At 50.3% G+C, this 20,910-nt stretch carries 14 protein-coding genes; all 14 read right to left on the reverse strand.

Annotated elements, in window-relative coordinates:
* Positions 1-206: 206 nt before the first annotated feature.
* The 14 genes from ACO08K_RS17040 to ACO08K_RS17105 all read right to left on the reverse strand — a co-directional run bounded on the left by ACO08K_RS17040 (position 207) and on the right by ACO08K_RS17105 (position 20,909).
* Positions 207-1,169: an AAA family ATPase gene (locus ACO08K_RS17040; RefSeq protein WP_421797615.1), complete on the reverse strand. Its 963-nt coding sequence runs from the start codon at positions 1,167-1,169 to the stop codon at positions 207-209.
* A gap of 150 nt (positions 1,170-1,319) precedes the next feature.
* Positions 1,320-2,591: a hypothetical protein gene (locus ACO08K_RS17045; protein WP_421797616.1), complete on the reverse strand. Its 1,272-nt coding sequence runs from the start codon at positions 2,589-2,591 to the stop codon at positions 1,320-1,322.
* A gap of 9 nt (positions 2,592-2,600) precedes the next feature.
* Positions 2,601-3,365 carry a class I SAM-dependent methyltransferase gene (locus ACO08K_RS17050; protein WP_421797617.1) on the reverse strand — a complete coding sequence of 255 codons (765 nt, stop codon included), beginning with the start codon at positions 3,363-3,365 and terminating at the stop codon, positions 2,601-2,603.
* The gene (locus tag ACO08K_RS17055; protein ID WP_421797618.1) at positions 3,322-4,533 is read right to left on the reverse strand and encodes a glycosyltransferase family 4 protein; all 1,212 of its coding nucleotides are present in this window, start codon (positions 4,531-4,533) and stop codon (positions 3,322-3,324) included. Before ACO08K_RS17055 ends, ACO08K_RS17050 begins: the two co-directional genes overlap by 44 nt.
* A 599-nt stretch (positions 4,534-5,132) precedes the next feature.
* Positions 5,133-5,363 (reverse strand): hypothetical protein, encoded by a 231-nt coding sequence (locus tag ACO08K_RS17060; RefSeq protein WP_421797619.1) that lies wholly within the window; start codon positions 5,361-5,363, stop codon positions 5,133-5,135.
* Positions 5,364-5,387: 24 nt separating this feature from the next.
* Positions 5,388-6,473 carry a mannose-1-phosphate guanylyltransferase gene (locus ACO08K_RS17065; RefSeq protein WP_421797620.1) on the reverse strand — a complete coding sequence of 362 codons (1,086 nt, stop codon included), beginning with the start codon at positions 6,471-6,473 and terminating at the stop codon, positions 5,388-5,390.
* Between the two features lie 60 nt (positions 6,474-6,533).
* A complete protein-coding gene (locus ACO08K_RS17070) occupies positions 6,534-8,480 on the reverse strand; it encodes a histidinol-phosphatase (RefSeq protein WP_421797621.1) in 1,947 nt (648 codons plus the stop codon).
* A 139-nt stretch (positions 8,481-8,619) separates the two neighbouring features.
* Positions 8,620-10,215 carry a glycoside hydrolase family 28 protein gene (locus ACO08K_RS17075; RefSeq protein WP_421797623.1) on the reverse strand — a complete coding sequence of 532 codons (1,596 nt, stop codon included), beginning with the start codon at positions 10,213-10,215 and terminating at the stop codon, positions 8,620-8,622.
* A gap of 266 nt (positions 10,216-10,481) precedes the next feature.
* Positions 10,482-11,807, reverse strand: a complete 1,326-nt coding sequence (locus tag ACO08K_RS17080) for a Gfo/Idh/MocA family protein (protein WP_421797624.1) — start codon at positions 11,805-11,807, stop codon at positions 10,482-10,484.
* 21 nt (positions 11,808-11,828) lie between these two features.
* A complete protein-coding gene (locus ACO08K_RS17085) occupies positions 11,829-12,869 on the reverse strand; it encodes an NAD(P)-dependent alcohol dehydrogenase (RefSeq protein WP_421797626.1) in 1,041 nt (346 codons plus the stop codon).
* Between the two features lie 6 nt (positions 12,870-12,875).
* Positions 12,876-14,897 (reverse strand): NPCBM/NEW2 domain-containing protein, encoded by a 2,022-nt coding sequence (locus tag ACO08K_RS17090; RefSeq protein WP_421797628.1) that lies wholly within the window; start codon positions 14,895-14,897, stop codon positions 12,876-12,878.
* An 8-nt stretch (positions 14,898-14,905) separates the two neighbouring features.
* Entirely contained in the window at positions 14,906-16,837 is a 1,932-nt protein-coding gene (locus ACO08K_RS17095; RefSeq protein WP_421797629.1) for a hypothetical protein, read from the reverse strand.
* Positions 16,838-17,090: 253 nt separating this feature from the next.
* Positions 17,091-19,088: an NPCBM/NEW2 domain-containing protein gene (locus ACO08K_RS17100; RefSeq protein ID WP_421797630.1), complete on the reverse strand. Its 1,998-nt coding sequence runs from the start codon at positions 19,086-19,088 to the stop codon at positions 17,091-17,093.
* Between the two features lie 117 nt (positions 19,089-19,205).
* On the reverse strand, positions 19,206-20,909 hold the full coding sequence (locus ACO08K_RS17105) for a hypothetical protein (protein WP_421797631.1): 1,704 nt from the start codon (positions 20,907-20,909) through the stop codon (positions 19,206-19,208).
* Position 20,910 lies beyond the last annotated feature (1 nt).

Here is a 20,910-nt window from a genome sequence, read left to right on the forward strand (position 1 = left end):
TGGCTGGATTAAAATGCAAAACGGCGCAGAAAAGCTCCGCGCCGTTTTAAAATCAATTACAGAAAAATTATGGCGTCATAATACTTGAAAGCGTAGTTGAGGGGTTGAGGAGTTGAGAAGTTGAGAAGTTGATGCTACCGCAACGACTTAGAAGTTGACACGGTCTAAGCCTCTGCGGTAGCCTCAACTCCTCAACTTCTCAACTCTTAAAACAGACTTTTAATCACATGCTCCTCACTGATGCCTTCCGCTTCCGCCTTGTAATTGCGCACAATCCGGTGGCGCAGTACGTAATTGGCGATGGTTTGAACATCTTCGATGTCTGGTGAGTATTTCCCACTGATAGCTGCATGGCACTTGGCACCCAATACCAGGTATTGTGAGGCACGGGGCCCTGCACCCCAGGAGATGTAGTTGTTGACCATATCCGTTGCCATCGGAGTTTTGGGGCGGGTTTTGGTCGCCAGACTTACGGCATAGCGCAATACGTTGTCAGCAATTGGAATTTTGCGGATCAACTGTTGGAAGCTCAAAATCTGAGCACCCGTCAGAATATGGTTCAGCTGGATGTTTTGAGCTGTCGTAGTGCCGCGTACTACATCCAGTTCCTCTTCGTAGGAAGGATAGTCCAGGGTAACGTTGAACATAAAACGGTCCAGCTGGGCTTCGGGCAGGGGGTAGGTACCTTCCTGTTCGATGGGGTTCTGGGTCGCCAACACGAAGAATGGTTTTGGTAGTTCATGGCGGGTACCACTCACCGTCACCGATCTTTCTTGCATGGCTTCCAAAAGCGCAGCCTGGGTTTTAGGCGGCGTACGGTTGATTTCGTCAGCCAAAACGATGTTGGAAAACAGAGGGCCACGGTTGAATTTGAAGTGGCGATCCTCGTCCAGGATTTCCGAACCAGTGATGTCCGAAGGCATCAAGTCGGGAGTAAATTGGATACGTTTGAAGTCGAGGTCAAGTACTTCGGCGATCGTGCTTACCAGCAGGGTTTTGGCCAATCCTGGCACCCCTACCAACAGGCTGTGTCCATTGCTAAACAGGGCGATGATTACGGCTTTCACCACGTCATCTTGTCCTACAATCACTTTGCCAATCTCTTTCTTCAGATCCTTATAAGATTGTGCCATTGCGTCAACGGCTTCAACGTCGGATTTATATTCCATTAAGCTAAAACTTTAAGTATTCTCACCAAGAACGAACGAAAATACTGCTTTGTTGAAATCTTGCATAGGTTGAGGGTAAAAAAAAGCGCTGAGGTCGCTAAATAGCGGATTTGACTCGATAAATAATGCCTTTTCGACAAAAACTCAGCTTTAAAACGCCTTTTTTATTTCATTTTCCCAACTCGGAGCATCAGGTAAACTTAAATAATCATTTTTCCCTTGTTGCCAATCTTGATAATGCTTCTTTAAAAAACCAATCAGCGTATGAAGTGATTGATCTGGATAAACAAGCAAACTTCCTGGGGAATAGGTATGGATCAGGCTTTCCAACTCAAGGTCCGTACTACCATTGACAATGGTCAAAATAGGCCTTTTGGCCTGTAAGTATTCAAACACCTTGGCGCTGAGGATACCCTGGAGGCCGGGGCTATTCCAGCTCAGTAAAAGGTTCACATGAGCCCCATGTTGCAATGAAAGGGATTCTGCCTGACTGAGCATGCCCTGATCTTCCAGTATATTTGCCAGGCCAAACTCCATCGCCCAACTTTGCCACAGTGCTCCATCTTTGCCACAAACCAGTAGCTTAAACGCTGATTCTTTTAGTACGCCCTCATCAAGCAGGTTTTTAATGGCCTGAAACAATGGCCCTGCACTTTGTTGTTGCGGATACAGTGATCCGGTGTACACGATGGTAAATTGTTCAAAATTTTGAGCTTGTACTTCCAGACCTTGCTGGCGCATCGGCGCATTGAGTATGACTTGTACCGGTCGTCCATAATGGGTGCGCAGGTGTTGCGCCAAACCCTCTGAAACCGTGGTCAAATATTGTGCACGACCTAAAAGTTTGCGAAGGATCCAATGTTGGAAACCAGGCCACCACACATTTTGCAACAGGGGATCTACTGGTACATCCCGAAAATCGGCTATCCAAATCAAAAAGGGGAAACGCTGAACCAGCAAATAAGCCAAAAAATGATCGGACATGGGGCGAAAAGAGGAATACAAGTGGGATATTTCGCCTTTTTTGATCAAAGTTGCAGCGCGCCAGTAGCCGATGAGCAGGTAAAAAAAACCACCGTCCCCCAGGATGATGTTGAGTGGAAAACTGTCCACAGCCCGGCGTATCCAAGAGACACCCGGCTGCTGCTTCAATTGTGGGGAAAAATGAGTTGATTTTTTGCGCCGCAAAAACCAGATCAACCAGCGAAAATCATAACTGGGTACACGTAAAATGGTCACGTCGGTAGCTTGACCCGTTTCATGGTCAAAAACATGAGCATGGCTGGTACTCAACACATGTACCTTTGGCCAATGGAGCTGGGCTGTTTGGGCAAAGCGGTCATTGCGCAAGGTACCCACTGCTTTGATCGGTGGGAAATAGTAGGCAATTTGCAAGATTCCCGCTTTAGGCATGGTTCGCATTCCTCGAATTTAAACTCGTTCTAAATGTAGCACAAACTCTGGACATGAGCGCCTTCGCCACCATTTGGAACGAACCCTTCTATTGAGCCATCTTCCGGTTTTTGCGGCCCAAACTTCCGAAAAATGCTGCAAAAATGGAATGCTGGCGGCAATGTACCCGACCTGATCAATCCTCCAGCCCAGGTGACTTAGATCGCCGGAAATTGTTTCTAACTTATGCGCCTCAACCGAAAATACTTGCTGGACAACACCCTGGCCCGGCATCAGGCGAAGCAGAGGTTTGAGTGCTCGCCTCCATTGATAATCCCAGGACGCCCGATTGGTAAAACTGATGCACAAACTTCCACCTAGCGCCAAATGTTTTTGAGCCCAGTCCAAGTGATTAAAAAAATCTTCTGGTTCCAGATAAGACACCAGCCCCAGCATAAAAATATGGTCAAATTGCGCTGGTGCACTTTCCCAGTTATGCAAAGTCCCAACCCAACGTTGCTCATTGGGAATCGTACTTTCTGCCAACATTGCGGAAGACGTATCCGTAGCGCAATAATTAAAGGTGGAAAAATTTTGCTGGAGGAGGGTATACAAGGCCCCATTGCCTGCACCTACGTCTAAAATTCGCTTATTGGTATAGTTTTTTTTCCCTAATGCCTGATCGCAGCGCTCATGAAACCAATACGACAAATAGGGTCGCTGAGTAGAGTAACGCCTTGAATAATGTGCTGCCAATCCATCAAAGTACTGGCGTACGCTTTCCAACTGTGGAGGCTTTGGCATAGAAGCTATGTATGGTTTGTATTCTGTTCAGATACTGTTGTTGAACCCGGTGCAAATCAAAAAAATCCAGCACCCGCTCGCGCCCATTGCTGCCCATTTCTTGTAGCGTTTCCTGGTTTTGTCGCATGGCATGACGCAAACATTGCTCCAGGTGTTCCACACTGCGCGGTTTACTCAACCAACCATTCCAGCCGTGTTGTACAGCGTCCCGGCAGCCGGGTACATCGGTAGCGATTACCGGACGGCCCATCGACATGGCCTCCAAAATAGCTCGGGGCATTCCCTCGCGGTACGAAGGCAACACCACCACCTGAGCTTTGCTGATCAAAGGACGGACATCTTCCACTTGTCCAATATACTCAATAACCCCTCGGTTCACCCAACGTTGAAATTCTTCTGCAGGAATGGCAGCCGGGTGCTCTGGCTGATGGCTGCCAGCAACACAGAACCTCACGTTGGGGGTATTGCGTTGAATTTGTTCTGCCGCCAGGGCAAATTCTGCGAGCCCTTTGTCGTACAACAAACGGCCCAGGAAGAGAAAAACAAAAGGTTTTGGGTTAGGCACTGCACTGACCTGAAAATAATTGGTATCTACCCCGGAACCGCCTACAACGACCCCTTGGCCAGGCTGTAAGATTCGAAGATTTTTAAGTAGTTCGTAGTCGGATTGGTTGTGAAAAAACACTTTATCCAGGCCCCGAAAAACTCGGGCATACATCTGTTGAACGACCCAATTGAGCCAGTTCTTGCGCAAAAAAGAATACCCTAATCCGGTTACGGTTGGAATAACTGGAATGTTCAAACGTTTGGCAACCAGACTACCAAAAATATTTGGCTTAAGGGTAAAAGTAAGAATGGCATCAGGCTTTTCTCGTTTGAGAAGGTGCTGCAATTCTCGCAGGAGCATTAAATCTTGCGCTGGATTGGTACCCGTCGACTTCAAATGGATCAAAGGAATCAAATCACAAAGTCCACTTTGGTGGATCAAATGGAAATACTCATCCTCAGGAGCCAATACCGTTACTGAATAACCTCGCAAGGTCAAGCTTTCGATCAAGTTCATCCTAAAATTGTAAACATTCCAACCAGAGTTTGCAATCAGGATTACTTTAGGGATTATTTGTTGAGCTTGTTTTGTGCTCATAATACTAAGTATCGCTCCCTGCATACAGGGATTTATTTTAGCTTAAGAGCCTGTAAAAAATTATCATAATTTTTTTACGGGCTCTTAAGAAAGTGATTAAAAAACCAATACCTTATAAGTTGTTAGACAGGCATTGCTGGCAACAAATGAAGGTAGTTTCTAAAGGAGGATGAATTAAAACAAAAGAAATACAAGCCATCAAGGAGTGTTAATCCTTTAGGCAATACGAAATGGCTCGAATGATGGCATGATTTTATGCAGTATATTACATAAGAAGCCCTGGAAGCCAGTAGACTAATTAGTATTTTGCATAAAACGCCAAGAGCCTACGCAATTCGTTATCAATAAATTGCGTATGAAAATTTATTTGAAGTGTTCTAGAAAAAAGAGTATAGAGGGAAGTGTGAAATTTAACAATTGGGGCAGTAGATTCATCAAGGTAAATTAAACAGTGTGATGTCTAAAGGAATTCAATCATCGTTGTTTTATCAGTTAAATAGTCCAGCAATTATACGCACTTTTTTATGAAACATCAATAGTCGAAGTAAAAAAATGCTGAATTTTGCAGACACGGTTTTTACTGCCCTGACTATTCACCCTATTTTTTAAACACCCCAATCTATCTAAAAAACAGCATCTTTTATATATGAAAAAAATAAAATAATGTAAATGAAGTAGTAAGAGACCACCAAGGGTTTGATGTCTTTTAACAATATTTTTACCTGATACAATCCGGGTACCTGCTTGGACATCGCCAAATCAATCAATCTACCGGGGAATACTTCAATATCTTGCTTTTTGACCAGTTTACCAGAAAGATCAAATACCAATACGTAGCCGTTTTGCCAGCGCAAGTTCCAAGGCCAATGGGAAGTTGTTTAAAGGAAACTTTCACCAAATTGCTTGCCAATTGCTTCAGTTATCTTCTTGATCTCCTGTTCTTTGGCCTTCGGATGGATGAGCAAAATGTCACCTTCATCAACCACAATATAGTCTTCCAGGTCTTTGATGACCACCAGTTTGTCCTTTGGTGCCCGCAACAAGCAGTTGTTGACATTGTACAACAAATTGGGTCCCAGATTAATGACGTTCTGCTGGGCATCTTGCGTTGCCTCGGCATGTAAAGAAGCCCAGGTACCCAAATCCGACCAACCAAAACTGGAGGGAATAGTATACACATTGTTGGCTTTTTCCATGATGGCGTAGTCGATGGAAATACTCAGTGTGTTGGGGTAAACACGATCGATGTACGCTTGTTCACCAGGAGTATTGTAATGCTCGGGCTCAGCCCACAATACGTCCAGGATTTCGTTAGCATGTTGCCCAAATGCTTCGATCAGGTTTTTGACTTTCCAGATAAAAATGCCCGCATTCCACAAATAATCACCACTGGCTAAAAAAGCCTGGGCTTGCTCCAGAGGTGGTTTTTCGGTAAACCTCAATACCTGATGTACATTCCCTTCTGTGGCCTTTTTATCAAAATTGATGTAGCCATACCCCGTATCCGGGCGGGTGGGTTGAATACCCAGGGTCAACAGGGCATTGTTTTTTTCTGTAAAATCCAATGCGGTTTGTAAAGCCTGGATAAAGTTGAGCTCCTGCAAAATGATGTGATCCGAAGGGGCCACCACCAGGTTTGCTTCGGGGTTCAAAACCTGTAACTTCAAAGCGGTATAGGCAATACAAGGGCCGGTATTGTTGCGCGAAGGTTCACAGAGGATTTGGTTGTCGCTCAATTCTGGCAGGTGTTCCTTGACCAAATCGCGGTAAATGCCATTGGTGACGATGAATATATTTTCCGCCGGACAAAGGGCCAAGAAGCGCTCAAAGGTCATGCGCAGCAGCGATTTGCCGATTCCCAGGATATCCAGAAATTGTTTCGGGCGAGCGGTACGGCTCGCGGGCCAAAAACGGGAGCCAACGCCCCCTGCCATGATGGCTACGTAGTTGTTGTTATTGGGCATTTATTGTACTAAGTTTAGTAGAGCAAAATAACGGAGAAAATTGTTGTGGTAGTGTGCCTTTTATTTGCTTGTGCTCAAAAACTTGCGCAATTCTTCCAAACGATCGGTATTGATCAGGTCTACCCCGGCACTGCGCAGGGTTTGCCACACTTGTTCATTCTCGGGCGAAGCCCAAAAACGCAGCTTTTTACCTTCCGCATGGACTTTTTTGACCATGTCCAACAATTTGGTTTTTTCATCGGCGGGCATTTCTCCTTGCCCCAACCATTTGAAATGATTGCGGTAGTTGTCGCTGATGATGGGCATGAGTTGGGGCGAAATCTTTTTGCCGAGGTCGCCGGGGCGGCCATCCAGTCCAGCCAGCCTTTCCGCTTGTTTGCTCATGGTTTCAATGGGTCGATTGCCGGAAAGCACAATTTGCACGGGTGCGGGATTGCAGTTTTTGCGAGTACAAGCTTTCAGGATGTCGCGATAGCGCTGGAAGGTTTTGTCGAGGGCAGTGTAGGTGTCCTCTGCTCCGGTTTTGATGTCGACAAACAGATAAAAAGTTTGGCTGAAATCGGGATAAACTTTTCCTCCGTTTTGCCGGATGCGCTGCCGCAAGGGGCGCAGGTACAATTGCTCCAGGCCACGGGCCGGATCGCGGTAATAGGGGCGATTGTGCGCTACGTACAAGGAATCCTGCATCAGATACACATCGGCTTCCACACTGGTAAACCCTTGTTCCAAAGCATCCCATAATGGGCGGTTATGCTCGTAATCGTTGTGGGCGTGAGCATTGGGCAAAGCAGATACATTGCTGATAGTTGGCCAAAACGTAGGGGCAACGGGCTGAGTCCAGGCCACTTCTTTGTCGTTGGGGAAATAAGGGTTGAATTTTTCCTTGTTCGAGCTGATTTTGGCGCGGACAAACCATTCGTCGCCCTGCAAGGTGTAACGAATCAGGCTGGTGTCGCCATGAGTTATGGTCACTTCGCGCAGGATTTCGGAAGCTTGTTTGCCTTTTTTGATGCCAATGAACTGAACGGTGTATTTCACATTGGGCTCGGTTTTGACCCGCAGGGCGATGGCTTTTGGCGACTGTTGCAGGTCGGCTAGTTCAACTCCGGTGCTGGCATAAAACTGTCCGGCTTCCATCGCTTCTACAATGGCTCCTCCGTGCAGGGAATCGGCCCGCACCATCACCCAACCCCGGCCCGTGTTGGCGTATTGCAAACCAAAAAAATGGTAATTGTGGCTATCGTCGGTGGCCAGGCCATACATCAAGGGTTGTCCGATTTGTGCGTAGTGCAGGTTGATCTGGTCCCAAAGTGGCTCCATGCCCAGGTGGGTACTATCGCCATAATTGAACACAGCGGGGTGGCCATTGAACACCTCAAAAAAGCGCTCGTGTTTCAGGGCCAGCATATCGGCGGGACTGATGGCGAAGTGGAAATTGGGGTGGTTGATGTGGGGAAACATGGGTTGTCCGCTGATGCGGCGTTGCGCCATCACCGCGTCGATGTTGCTTTGCAGTACCTCACGTACACTGTTGCCGCGCTGGACGTGTACAAAACCTTTGATATTGGTAGCGTTGAGGTGCAAGGGTTTACCCGCGTAGCTGGCCGATAATTCTTCGCTGGGTAAAATGAGAAAACGCCCTTTTTCTTCAAACAAGGGCACGTATTCTTTGAAGGTTTTCAGGCGCACCCGCAGGGAGTCTTTGCCGCGTTTTTCATACACCACCCAATCGCTGCCGTAGGTGTGCAGGTAGCGGTCAAAGGCCCGCCGCCGTTCGGGTGCCCGCGGAACCCAGCGCCACTGCTCGCCTTCTTGCAGGGTATTGTGGTCAGATAACCCAACAAAATGGTAACCGGAAGCCTTGTACCAGGCCATGATCATTTCGGGGTAATCATCGCCGTCGCTCCAGAGGGAGTGGGTGTGGAGGTTGCCCTTGAGCCAGGTTTGGGCCTGGAGGGGGGCTAGGGTTATGCAGAGTAGGCAGAAAAGGATGAAGTGGTTTTTCATTGGTTTGGTGTTTGGTGGGGGTAAAATACGGAGGAGGCTCGGAAGGTGCTCCCTGTGGCTGGTATTTTTTGGAGACCACATTCATAAAGCGTGGAATTTGGTTGTTTATAGGGTTGGGAATCCGGCAAATGGATTATTACTAATACCCACTCCTCCTCACCCCCATCTCTTCCCCAACCGGCATTTTCAACCCCTTCAACACCACCTCACTCCGATTCAACAGCACCACCGGCATCTCCTTCGCCGTCAGTACCTCCACCCCATCAAACTCCGAATTGTTCACGTCATCCAGCACCAGCGCAGGCCGAAAATCATCGTCCACATACCTCAATTTCATGCCCTTGATTTTGATGCCTTCCGCATGGCGCAGGTAAAAGCCCCAGGCGGGTAGCTCCCCAAACATCGAAAATTCGGGGTAGGCCTTGGGATTTTCCGGTATGCTTGTGATTTTGTCCAGGGGGATCTGGGCGATTTCCTTTTTCGCGCGGCCGCCGTAGGTGATCTCGATGTCTTCCAGGGTCACATCCTGTACGGGGTGGCCAGGCAGGCCCACAATGGAAGAAGGAATCAGGTTGTAGGGCAAAAAAGGATGGCCATAAATGTGGAAATGCGAGGGGCGTTTGGGCATTTTGTCTTCGCCCGGGCGCAGGTGGTCGGGCGGCCCTTCGATGGGGTAACCTTGGTCGGGTTTGTAGAGGGGAACTTCCACTTTGACGTGAGCGATGTACACCCCTTTGAGTGTGCTCGCCTTGCCTTCCGTGCGCTGGCCCAAGCGGATAAAGATGGCGTTGCCCGTATTTTTGGCATTGATGTGTTGAATGTCGATGCCCGTCAAATCGCCGCCATCAACCGACTCCAGGGCAATCGCCGAGCGGTAGGTGTCGAAAATGGTCAGGTTGCGCACGGTGACCTTGCGGAAACCACCGTCGCTACGCGTACCAAACTTGAGTGCATTGGCACTGGAGCGCAGGGTGCAGTTTTCGATGTAGACGTTCTCACAACCCAGCGCAGGGTTTTCGGATTTGAGGCAGATTGCGTCGTCGGTAGAATTGATGAAACAATTGCTGATGCGCACGTTTTTGGAATCGGTGATGTCGAGGCCGTCGTTGTTCCAGTAGGCGGTGCTTTGGACCGTGATGCCGTCGATGACCAGGTTGGAACATTCCCGGTAGTCCTGCACCCAATCAGTGGCGTTTTTGAGCGTGACCCCGGAAATGTGGATGTCGCTGCAAGATTTGAAATTCAAGACCATTGCGCGGCCGCCGGGGCGCTTTACCCTCCAGATGGTGTCTTGCACCATTTCACCGCTGCGCAGTTTTTTAAAAATGTCCAACATCAACTCCTGCCCCTGCCCGTCAATGATGCCCTGACCACTGATGCCGATGTGCTGCTGGTTTTCGGCCATGACCACGGCGGGGCGGTCGGGTACTACGGCGTAATCGTTGCGCTTGGTAGGGCCGAGTAGGCGGGCACCGAGTTCGAGGTGCAGTGTCACGCCCGATTTTAACCAAATGGTACCCGTCATGAAATTTCCGGGGGGAACGATGACCTTGCCGCCGCCCGATTTGGACACTTTATCGATGGCTTTTTGAATGGTGGTGGCGTTGTTGGTGATGCCGTCGGCGATGGCGCCAAAGGAGGTGATTTTAAGGGATTTGGTTTGGGCAATTGCCGTGCTGGACAACAACAAAAGCACCGGGAAGAAGAGATAGAGTGGTAGGTTTTTCAGGAACATGATGGTTGAATTTTAGAAGTAGCCGACCAGCGGCATTAGCCGCGAAACGTCTGTAGACGTAAAGCACGAGTGTCAAATAAAGGTGCAGCGCACCGAAACCATTCAAGGCCATTGTTGCGGTGCGCTGCACCTTTACCCAAAATAGGTAGACCTATGTGCTACAGACGTTGGGCGGCTAATGCCGCTGGTCGGTTGTGCAAAATGGTACATTATCCTTCAAGTTTTGTCCTCGTATTTGATCAAAACTTGCTACGGCACGACCAACCTCACACCTTCGGGAAATCAAACCCATTGTGATACGTCGGCAAAATCAAGGCATTCGCCTTTTTACTGTTGAATTTAGCCTTCGCCGCATCCCAATAAATTTTCTCCCCCGTGCGATAAGCCACGTTGCCCATGTGCGCATTGACGGCCACGGTAGCGCCCGCGTGTATGGGGCAAGCGAGATCAGCCAGTTTGCCACTTTTCATCACGTCGACGAAGTTTTGGGCGTGGAGTTCCAGGCCATTGTCCACCCGGTTTTGCAAGGCGACCCCTTCCATGCGGAACTTTTCGCCATCCTTTTCGGGGATGACCTCCCAGCCGTTTCTGGTCACCACCAGGGTGCCTTTGGTGCCGATGAAGGCGATCCCGTGGCCCTTGCCGTACTGGCCCGCCCCAGTGCCCATGTAGTGTTCCCAGGTATTGGTGAAGGTGCCAAAATCGTAGGTGACATGGATGTAATCGGGCGTTTCGCGGGCATCGGTGGGGAAGAGGCGTTTGCCACCTACTGCCGATACCGATAGCGGTTCGTTTACGCCCATGCCCCAAAGCATGATGTCGAGCAGGTGCACCCCCCAGTCGCACATCAGGCCACCTGCGTAGTCCCAAAACCAGCGGAACTCGTAGTGGAAGCGGTTGGCGTTGAAGTCGCGCATTTGCGCGGGGCCGAGCCACATTTTGTAGTCCACACCTTCGGGTACGGGGCTATTCGGCACCACGGGCAAGGGCTGAGTACCCCGATACATCCAGGTTTTGGTGTTGATGATGGGACCGAGTTGGCCGGATTTGACAAAGGCAATCGCGTCCTTGAAGTGCTTTTGGCTGCGTTGCCATTGGTTGACTTGCACCACTTTGCCCGAGGCTTCGGTGGCGCGGATCATCGCTTTGGCTTCGCCGATGGAGTTGGCTACCGGTTTTTCCACGTACACGTGTTTGCCCGCCGAAAGGGAATCGGTGAGTTGCAGGCAATGCCAATGGTCGGGGGTGGCGACGATGACCGCGTCGAGGTCTTTGTTGTCGAGCATCTTGCGGTAGTCTTTGTACTCCAGCAAGTTGCTGACGCCAGCTTTGCCCAGGTCTTCTTTGCGTTTGGCCAGTTGGGCATCGTCGATGTCGCAAATGGCCATGAGGTTGACTTCGTTAACTTTCAGAAAGGCCCGAACGTTGCCGAAGCCCTGGTTTCTAAGCCCGATGAGGCCAACGTTGATTTTATCACTTGGAGCCACGGCTTTGCGCATGGAAACAATGGCTTCCAGGGGTAAAAACTCCATGAGCCCGAGGCCGCCTAGGGCCGTGGCGGTATTTTTGATAAAAGTCCTGCGTGTTTTCATGATGTTGGTTAATTGGTGTTTCTAAAGGGTTTTCATGTCAATCACAAAGCGGTATTTCACATCGGATTTAAGGATGCGGTCGTAGGCTTCATTGATGTCTTTCATCGCGATGACCTCCACATCTGAAACGATGTTGTGCTCGGCGCAGTAGTCCAGCATTTCCTGGGTTTCCTGGATGCCTCCAATCATGGAGCCGACAATACTGCGGCGTTTCGAAATGAGCTTTTCCGCAGCTACACTATGGTCTTCAGGCGGGATGCCGACCAGGAGCATTTTGCCCTCTACTTTGAGCAAATCGAGAAAGCTGTTTAGGTCGTGAACGGCTGAAACGGTGTTCAAAATGAAGTCAAAATGATTTTTCAGCGGTTTCATTTGTGCTTCATCCGTAGTCAGTACAAAATGCTGCGCGCCCAAGCGTCTGGCATCGGCTTCTTTGGAGGGAGAAGTACTCAACATGGTTACTTCGGCCCCAAAGGATGCGGCAAATTTAACGGCCATGTGCCCCAATCCGCCCAGGCCCAGTACCGCTACTTTGTGCCCTTTGCCTACTCCGGCAAAACGCAGTGGAGAATACGTCGTGATCCCGGCACACAACAAGGGCGCGACTGCTTCCAACTGATCGGTAAAGGGAATGTGCAGGGCGTATTTTTCATCAATGACATACTTTGAAGAATACCCACCAAAAGTCGGCGTAACCCCGTCTCGGTAAAACCCATTGTAGGTCGGCGTCATGCCTTCATCGCAATACTGCTCCATTCCGCTTTGGCAGGAAGGGCAAGTACGGCAAGAATCAACAAAAACCGCTACACCAGCCAGATCTCCCACTTTGAATTTGGTGACATTGTTGCCAATTGCGGATACTCGACCAACGATTTCATGCCCAGGTACAATCGGATAAACCGAGGGGCCCCACTCGCTTCTGGCCATGTGGATGTCGGAGTGACATACCCCACAATACATGATATCGACCAAAATATCGTCCGCGCCGACTTCTCTTCTCTCAAAATCAATGGGTGCAATGGGAGCTGTTTTGCTCAGGGCACCATAACCATTTACTTGCATGTTGAATTATTTGATGGGTGTAAATTTGTGCAGCATAACCCCATGATAAGGAATATCTGCCTGGAATGATCCGGTATATTCCGCGACATCTTTTTGCCGCCAAACATCCCGTATCAAATATCTGCCTTTAAGACCAATCTTATCGAAGTGGAGGGTGAATACTTTTTGCGGCTCATCGCCCCAGCGAAAGTAGGATTCCGGCGTTTTGCCATAACCCGCAATATTGAATAAGCCTACGGCAAAAGAGCCATCCTCCAGTGGTTTCAGCCAGACCTGTACATCGTCTTCTTCCAAAACCAATCGCGCTGCCTTGCCCAATGGGTCCTGATTGATGGCAATTACCTCGTCGTTGCTCAGTAAGTTAAGGGTAAAAGCGTCCAATTGTTCAATCGGGCAACCAATCAGCATGGGTGCGGCCAACAAACTGAAGATGCTCACGTGGCTGTACTGCTCGTCTGGTGTCAAACGGGTCGGGTGCATCATCGGGCCAATGGAAACCTCGCCCAGGATCATCATGTCTGGGTCGAGCCAGTGGCCGGGGCCAGAGTATGGGGCCCAGCGATCCAGGGTAAAAGAAGTGTGGTACAAACTGGTCCAACTGTCCTTGATGTCGGGGCCGGTGCGGTACATATTGGTGACCCGATTCCAGTCTTTGACCTTGTCGAAAGGGGCATTGTTGGAAATGCTAAAAACAATATCCCGACCCGATTTTTTTAAAGCTTCCGACATCCGTTCCGCCGAAACCACATCGATTCGCCAGTCGTATTTGAGGAAATCGGTTCCCCAGGCAGCCATTTGCCGGGCGTCGTTGCGCTCAAAGCGGTACTTGGCAATCCGGCTGTAGGGTTGACGGCTGGGGACAAACAGTTTTTGGGTTTCCCCACCCGCCGGATAATCCGATGAAGCCCCAATGAAACCAGCATAACTGGCAATGTAAGGGGTGGAATACAAGCCCACTTTTAAACCCAGTGCATGAATACGATCCATCATGCCTTTGATGTCCGGGAATTTTTCATTGGCTTGCAAAGCGGTGTCGGGCCCGCTGCGGATGCCTTGCCAGGCGTCGTCGATGTTGATGTAAGTCCAGCCGTGGTCGCGCAAACCCTTGCTGACCATGGCTTCCGCGGAGGCAATGACTTTGCCCTGGTCGATGTTCCGTGCCCAGGAATTCCAGCCATTCCAACCGATGGGCGGGGTGAGCGCGATGGTATCTCCGATTTTGAGCAGGAGTTTTTGTTGGGTTTTGCCGTATTTGTTTTTCGCGCTCAAGGCCAGTTCGTACGTGCCACGTTGGGCAACACGGCCAGAGATGATGCCAGTTTTGGCATCGAGTTTTAAACCTTTGGGCAAAGGGGTAGCTGAAAAAAGCAGGGGTCTTTCACCCGTGGCGGCAATGGTGTACAAAACTGGGTTGCCCGACTTAGCACCGAATATTTTAGCAGAATTGATGCGTGGCTTTTTGCCGGGAGCTGGTGTTAAAATGTATTTTTCATCCTCATTGGGAATGTATCCAGGTTTGCTGCCGTCCAACATTTCCAGTTTGGCGTTTGCCCAATTGGCGTAAGTTCTTTTGTTGTTGGAACCTCCTATCCGGTCGGTCACCAATAGTCCAAAGCGCTCGACGCCGCGGAGGTCGACATCTACACTTACTGGGGCGTCGCCGTGTTTCATGTCGAGCTTTTCAAAGAGCACTTTGTGGTCGGCCACTACGTAAAAACTCAAAGGAATGTCCTGGTTGCCACTGTCATCGGGGCCGATCAAGGCAGTGAAACGAGCAGCTTTTTTATTGAGGTAAAAAGCCAGAATCATCGGCGATTGCCCTCCGATGCCGCGCAAAAAGCGCTGAGCCTGGATCCGAATGGTGTCTTTGGCATAACTTGCCTTGGCTTCCACCGGGCGCAAACCTTCGGAAAAAGTCTGGATGGGTAAGTCATCGAGCCAAACGGTAGTGCTGGACTGGGCAAAAACTTGACAGCTGATCACCAGTCCCAACAAACAAAACAGCAAATTGAAATTTCTTGTGTGCATAAGTGTGCTCATTTTTTCACCACTGACTTGTATTGTTCCAAAATGGGTTTTCCAATTTCTACGCCATCAATGTTCAGCAGAAAATCCGCGGGCAAAGGCTGGGGATTGTAATAGGCCAGGCGTTTTTTGTTGGGCAAATCGGCACGAAGGCCCAGTTTGCCTGCCTTGGTCATCACCGCCACATCCAACAGGCCATTTTCCGCTTTCACCGCCACCTCAGCTTGCAAAACCTCCTGCCGAAAAGCGGCAAAAGCACGATCGGTTTTGATGCCTTCCGCCACTTTCCACCACATGGCCACATCGGCTTTCCCATTGTCGGGGTGCTGGAGGGTGATGCGTAAGGCAGCATTGTGTTCCAGCGGGAATTTTTCGCGGGTGGCGATGAATTGGAAACCATCGTTGTACAAGGCTGGCCTAGCACCTTGCTCCGCATTCGACCACAGGAAGCGGAAAGCAATCACCACGTCTTCGAAGCGGGCGAACAGGGTTTGAGTGCCGTCAAAATCGGTTTTGGCACCTGGTGCTGGCACAACAGTTGGCTGATTGCCCAGCCAGATTTCATCAAAAGTATTGGGCAAAATAATGGTGGAGTTCAGGTATTCGAAGATGCAATTGTGGTCTTTGTTGCCGGATACCAGCATGACCATCTCGCCCTTGTTTTGGGCGGATTGCATAAAAGGCATCAGGTGCCGGGCTTTGCCCCAGCCACCATTTGAGGGGTAATTCGCCGGGATCAGGTGGCGCATTTTTTCACCCATGCCTTCCGCCGACCAGGTACCGTAATGGTCGTTGCGGCCTTCCATCACAAAAGCGATATTGGGCATTTCGGGGATTCGTTTGCTGTTGAGGTAAATCACGAAGGGTTTGTCGTCGGGGCTATAGGCTTGATTGGAGGAACCCATTGAGAATTTATCACCCACAAAATCACAGGCGAAGGTATGGGCCAGGCTATCCCAGCGTTGGACGATGAAGCGGTTTTTGCGCTGCATCGACCCTTTTTGCTCCGTGGAAAGGCCAATTTCTTTCAAGGTGGACAAGCACAACTCGTGAAACAAATGCACATTACGATTGGGCCCGCCCAGCAGGGGATTGAAGTATTTTTCCTCCAACAAATCCCGACTGAACACCCGGTTGTAGTCGCGACTGTGCGCCCCACCCAGGATGCCCGCCCGAGGCAGATAATGCGCCGAGAGGTCGTCGAGAAAAAACCGCAGCGCCGCTCTGGCCTTGGCCTGAATATCGGCATCGGTGGAAAAACGGCAAAGCAGCAAGAGGGATTCGAGGTCAACTCCGCAATAGGTCGGGCTGTCGTACTCCCGGTTGCCGTAACGCGCCAGGTGATTCAGCCAAAGGTCAAAATACCTTCGGCCTTCTTCCAGAATCTCGTGCTGCTGGTACACTTGCCCAAACGCCACAAAATTCCAGATTTTCATTAAGTAGATGTTGGTGTAGGAAATGCGTACGACCTGGTTTCGGGCGCCTTTGAGGCCGAGGGTGAAAATTTCGTCGAGGGTTTTTCGGGCAGCTGGCGAGAGGCGATCGTTAAAAAGCAATTTGATGGGTAAGCCGTACTGCATACAAAATTCGATGTTGTTGCCGTCGCCAACGTCGATTCCGGTTTCGTGCCAGCCCCAAAAGATGTTGCCATAACTTCTGCCCGCGGCGGGATTGGAAACCATCCGGGTTTGCACCAGTTTTAATACCCACTCCACTTGTTGTGGTTCCAGGAATTGGGTATCCAGGGCATCGAGCAAAAACAGAAAGCAGTCCCGCACGGCTAGTTGTGGGGGGCTTTGTTGCAGGGCGGTCCATTCGCGTTTCAGGTTGGCCATCCGTTCGGCGGGGTCGGGTAAAGGGGGCACGGCAAAGTTGGTCTGGCCATAGGCCTGGGTAGCCAGGCAGATGCTCAGTACAATCAACAAATTTGAAAATTTACCCATCGCTGAAATTGTTCTGATTAAAAGGTGAAGTTTGACTTCGAAACACGGTGTAACTCTTTGAAGCAGCTTCGCTGCTTTTTTGTAACCGCGACGACGCGACGACACGACGTTATGGCTACCGCCTCAATACGACGCTTTGCGTCGTCCACAGAGCGCGAAGCGCAAAAATCGTCGCGTCGTCGTGCCGTCGCGGTTATAAAAAATTTGGCGCAGCCAAATCAAAAAATCGTTGAGTTTATACCTCTTCGGGCGCTCAATTAGCAATTATCTTCAGCATCAAAACTCCGTGGTGCCGGATCGTAGTCGGAAACTTTCCACTAAATGCCCCAAGGTCTTTTTGCCGCCACACATCCCGCAGTTGGTATTTTCCATTCAAGCCTAGCTTGGTCAAATCGAGGGTAAAGTTCACAGGCTGTTCGTCATCCCAACGGAAGTAGGATTGAGGGGTTTGGCCGAAGTCGCCGACATTGAATAACCCCAGGGCATGGGAGCCATCGGCAAGCGATTTGAGCCAAATTTGCACCCCATTTTCGGTAGCAATCAGGCGAGCGGGTTTACCCAGCGGATCCTGATTGATGGCAATGACTTCGTCGTTGGTCAGCAAGTTCAGGGTAAAAGCGTCCAATTGTTCGATGGGGCAACCGATGAGCAAGGGCGCCGAAAGCAGGCTGAACAAACTCACATGGCTGTACTGCTCGTCCGGAGTCAGACGCGAAGGGTGCATGGGGGAGCCTGTGGTCACGTTGCCCAGGATCATCATGTCGGGGTCGTTCCAGTGGCCGGGGCCGCCGTAGGGGCTCCATTTGTCGAGGGTAAAGGCCGATACAAAAAGGCTGTGCCAGGAATCGCGAATATCCGGGCCAGTCCGCCAAGAGTTACACAAGCGCATCCAGTCTTTGGCATTGGCAAAAGGGGCTGAATTGGAAATGCTGTAAAAAATATCTCGCCCCGATTTTTTGATGGCTTCCGACATCCGTTCTGCTGACTCAACTTCGATGCGCCAGTCGTACTTCAGGTAATCGATGCCCCAGGCGGCGAATTGGCGGGCGTCATTGTTTTCAAAACGGTATTTCCCGACGTAGCGGTAAGCGCGTTTGTTTTGCACAATCGAGTCGGGCAATTCACCTTTTTCAAAATTGGAGGAGCCCCCCACGTAACCTGCGTAGCTGGTGATCATGGGTGTAGAATAAACACCCACCTTGAGGCCCAGGCTATGGATGTAGTCCACCATACCCTTAAAATCCGGGAATTTTTCATTGGGTTGGATGGCGTTGAACGGTCCGCCACGCTGGCCTTGCCAGGCATCATCGATGTTGATGTAGGTCCAGCCGTGTTGGTTCAGGCCTATTTTGACCATGGCGTCGGCGGAGGCGATCACTTTGCCTTGGTCGATGTTGCGCGCCCAGGAGTTCCAGCCATTCCAGCCAATGGGCGGGGTGAGAGCAATGGTGTCGCCGATTTTGATGGTCAAGGTTTGTTGGGCTGAGCCCAATTTGTTTTTTGCCCCAAGCGTCACTGGATAGGTGCCGCGTTGGGTGACAGTTCCGGTGATGATGCCCGTTTGAGGGTCTAAGGCAAGACCTCGGGGTAATTTTTTGGCCGAAAAAGTCATCGGTCTTTGCCCGCTGGCGGCAATGGTGTACATAAAAGGATTGCCGGGTCGCGCTCCAAAAACTTTGGGTGAGTTGATGCGTGGAGTCTGGGGTGCAGGTGGAGTCAGGATGTAGCGCTCAGCGGTATTGGGCATGGTACGCGGCAGGTGTTCGCCTTGCATCAGGATTTGAGCATTGGCCCAGTTGCTGTAGGTGCGGGTCATCCCCTGATCGTTGACTTTTACGAGTAATCCCAGGCGTTTGATGCCCCTCAGGTCGACTTCCACTTTTTGGGCGGCTTCGCCCCATTTCAATTCCCGGCTTTCAAAGAGGATTTTGCGGTCGCCGATGATGTAGAATTTGTGGGGCAAATCTTTATTGCCCAAGTCGTCAACGCCAACCAATGCCGAAAAAGATTGGGCATGGCCATCCAGGAAAAAAGCCAGGATGCTGGTGGAGTTTACGCCGACTCCGTGCGGGTAGGTGGTTCCAGCAATGCGCAGAGGGTCGCCTGCGGCATTGGTTTTGCCCAATACGGCAGGGATACCTTCGGAGAAGGATTTGATGGGGAGGTCGTCGAGCCAGATGGGGCGGGTACTTTGGCCCAAGAGAAGGTTAGTAATTATAAAGAGACAGATTACGATTAGATTGGTTTTCATTTTTTCAAATCCATAAATAGTGGATGGAATCGTTTGTTTTCGGCAACTTTCGGCTTGTAGAGACGCACGGCCGTGCGTCTCTACGGGAGCCATATGCGCTAGATTAGATTGTGAAAATCAGGTTAACGTAATGCGGTGTTTAAAGGGTGTAAAACCCGTCACGTACACCGTGGGTGCATCCATTGCAGGTAGCGCTCCCCGCAATTGCACCGCCTGGTGCTCGACCAGTCCAGAACCAAATTGGATGCTGTCTCCACCTTGGGTGTATGTACCAGTGGGCGCACTCAGCAAAAACGCTTTGGGTTTGGAAGCATGGGCTTTTACCGCACTGAACTCGCCGCCAGGGCGGAAGATGAGTTCCAGTGAAACGGGCACCCCATCCGTCCCACTTAGGTCAAAATCGACGGCAATGCCGTCCTTGAGTTCAGTGACTTTGACCGTATAATCCAGGTATTGCACTTCACTTTTTTGGCGATTGCTGCGGGGCATTTTGTCCAGGTTTCCAGTAGGGTCAATCTGATCAACGGGGTAAGGTTGGTAGTAGGGGCCATCCAATTTGCTGCGCAAAACCCAGGCCTCACCTTCCTGTTTGATTTCCGCGGATTGAAATTGGCCTTTGCCAAAAAAAGACGCAGCGACGCGCAACGCTTGCAATACCGCATTGCCTTTGTGAAAAGTCAAAAAGCCAGCATTGTTGGACAAAAGGGTGGCATCCCAATTGCCGCGCCGAATGCGCACTACGCCCGAATGGGGAAAGGCTTTGGCGTAGCTGTCGGGCAAAGGTTTGCTAGCAGGTAATTCCCGCCAAAAATTGGGGTCTTCCAGGTAGGCATCCAAAGAACCGACCATTTTGGGGAAACAGGTTTTTTCGATCAAGCGGCACATCGCGGCGTATTCCCCATTTTTATCCAGCAAAGCCAGATAGCGGTAGGAGAAGTAATAATTTTCCAAAGTGCCAATGGTTCCTTTGTCCTGCCGATTCGATGCCTCGGTGACTACCTCGCCGTTGGGGTGCACGTAGTACATGGTCATGTTGAGGTTTTTGCGCACGGCGTCGAAGATTTCGGGTTTGTTCAAACCTTTGGCGATGGTGATCAAAACCCGGTTGACCAGAGGGGTGTAGCCACCGGTACTTTTTTCGGTGTATTGCCCATCGGGATCGAGGTCGATGTGTTCCAGCAGCCATTGCTCCACCCGTTTGATGTAGCGGGGATCGGGCCACAGCTCGTTCAATTTGACCAAAGCCGCCGAAACCACCCAGCGGTGATTGGGGGTGTGAATGCCCCCTACGATGAGCGATTCGCCAGCACGTTGCAAAAAGGTTTTGAGGGCGGTCAAAACGGGTTCAACGCCTTTGGTTTGGGAAGTTTTGAGGAAGACATAAGCGGGCGCCAGTTTTTCCACACTAAAAGCGGTATCGGGCGGTGAGTGAAAATTGGTGCTCAGCAAGTCGATGGTGCCATCCGCGTGCTGCGCCCGGAGCAAATATTGGGCAGCCAAGCCCACCTTTTTTAACAAATCAGCAGATTGGTAGTATTGCGATTCAGGATTGGCCAGGGCGATAGCGGCTTTGGCAATAAAATGCCCGCTGGATTGTACGTTGGGGATTTCGTCGCCGTCTTTGATGGCCCCATAAGCCTTTTTGTTGGTATCTACTATTTGTGCGGCAAACAGCCCATCAAAACCCCGGTCATTCAGCTTGATCAGATCGATGATCCACTGAGGTTTGGCTGGGGAGGTAATGTCAAGCTTTGAGAAGCCTTGCAGGGGCAAAGCGCCCAGCGTAGTAGCTCCGATATGGACAAAAGTTCTTCGTTTCATC

Source organism: Haliscomenobacter sp., from assembly GCF_965225875.1.
Taxonomy (GTDB): Bacteria; Bacteroidota; Bacteroidia; order Chitinophagales; family Saprospiraceae; genus Haliscomenobacter.

What these genes read in the sequence shown, in the direction of transcription:
- ACO08K_RS17040 (WP_421797615.1), bottom strand. Translation starts at nt 1,169, where the DNA reads ATGGAATATAAATCCGACGTTGAAGCCGTTGACGCAATGGCACAATCT.
- ACO08K_RS17045 (WP_421797616.1), bottom strand. Translation starts at nt 2,591, where the DNA reads ATGCGAACCATGCCTAAAGCGGGAATCTTGCAAATTGCCTACTATTTC.
- ACO08K_RS17050 (WP_421797617.1), bottom strand. Translation starts at nt 3,365, where the DNA reads ATGCCAAAGCCTCCACAGTTGGAAAGCGTACGCCAGTACTTTGATGGA.
- ACO08K_RS17055 (WP_421797618.1), bottom strand. Translation starts at nt 4,533, where the DNA reads ATGCAGGGAGCGATACTTAGTATTATGAGCACAAAACAAGCTCAACAA.
- ACO08K_RS17065 (WP_421797620.1), bottom strand. Translation starts at nt 6,473, where the DNA reads ATGCCCAATAACAACAACTACGTAGCCATCATGGCAGGGGGCGTTGGC.
- ACO08K_RS17070 (WP_421797621.1), bottom strand. Translation starts at nt 8,480, where the DNA reads ATGAAAAACCACTTCATCCTTTTCTGCCTACTCTGCATAACCCTAGCC.
- ACO08K_RS17075 (WP_421797623.1), bottom strand. Translation starts at nt 10,215, where the DNA reads ATGTTCCTGAAAAACCTACCACTCTATCTCTTCTTCCCGGTGCTTTTG.
- ACO08K_RS17080 (WP_421797624.1), bottom strand. Translation starts at nt 11,807, where the DNA reads ATGAAAACACGCAGGACTTTTATCAAAAATACCGCCACGGCCCTAGGC.
- ACO08K_RS17085 (WP_421797626.1), bottom strand. Translation starts at nt 12,869, where the DNA reads ATGCAAGTAAATGGTTATGGTGCCCTGAGCAAAACAGCTCCCATTGCA.
- ACO08K_RS17090 (WP_421797628.1), bottom strand. Translation starts at nt 14,897, where the DNA reads ATGCACACAAGAAATTTCAATTTGCTGTTTTGTTTGTTGGGACTGGTG.
- ACO08K_RS17095 (WP_421797629.1), bottom strand. Translation starts at nt 16,837, where the DNA reads ATGGGTAAATTTTCAAATTTGTTGATTGTACTGAGCATCTGCCTGGCT.
- ACO08K_RS17100 (WP_421797630.1), bottom strand. Translation starts at nt 19,088, where the DNA reads ATGAAAACCAATCTAATCGTAATCTGTCTCTTTATAATTACTAACCTT.
- ACO08K_RS17105 (WP_421797631.1), bottom strand. Translation starts at nt 20,909, where the DNA reads ATGAAACGAAGAACTTTTGTCCATATCGGAGCTACTACGCTGGGCGCT.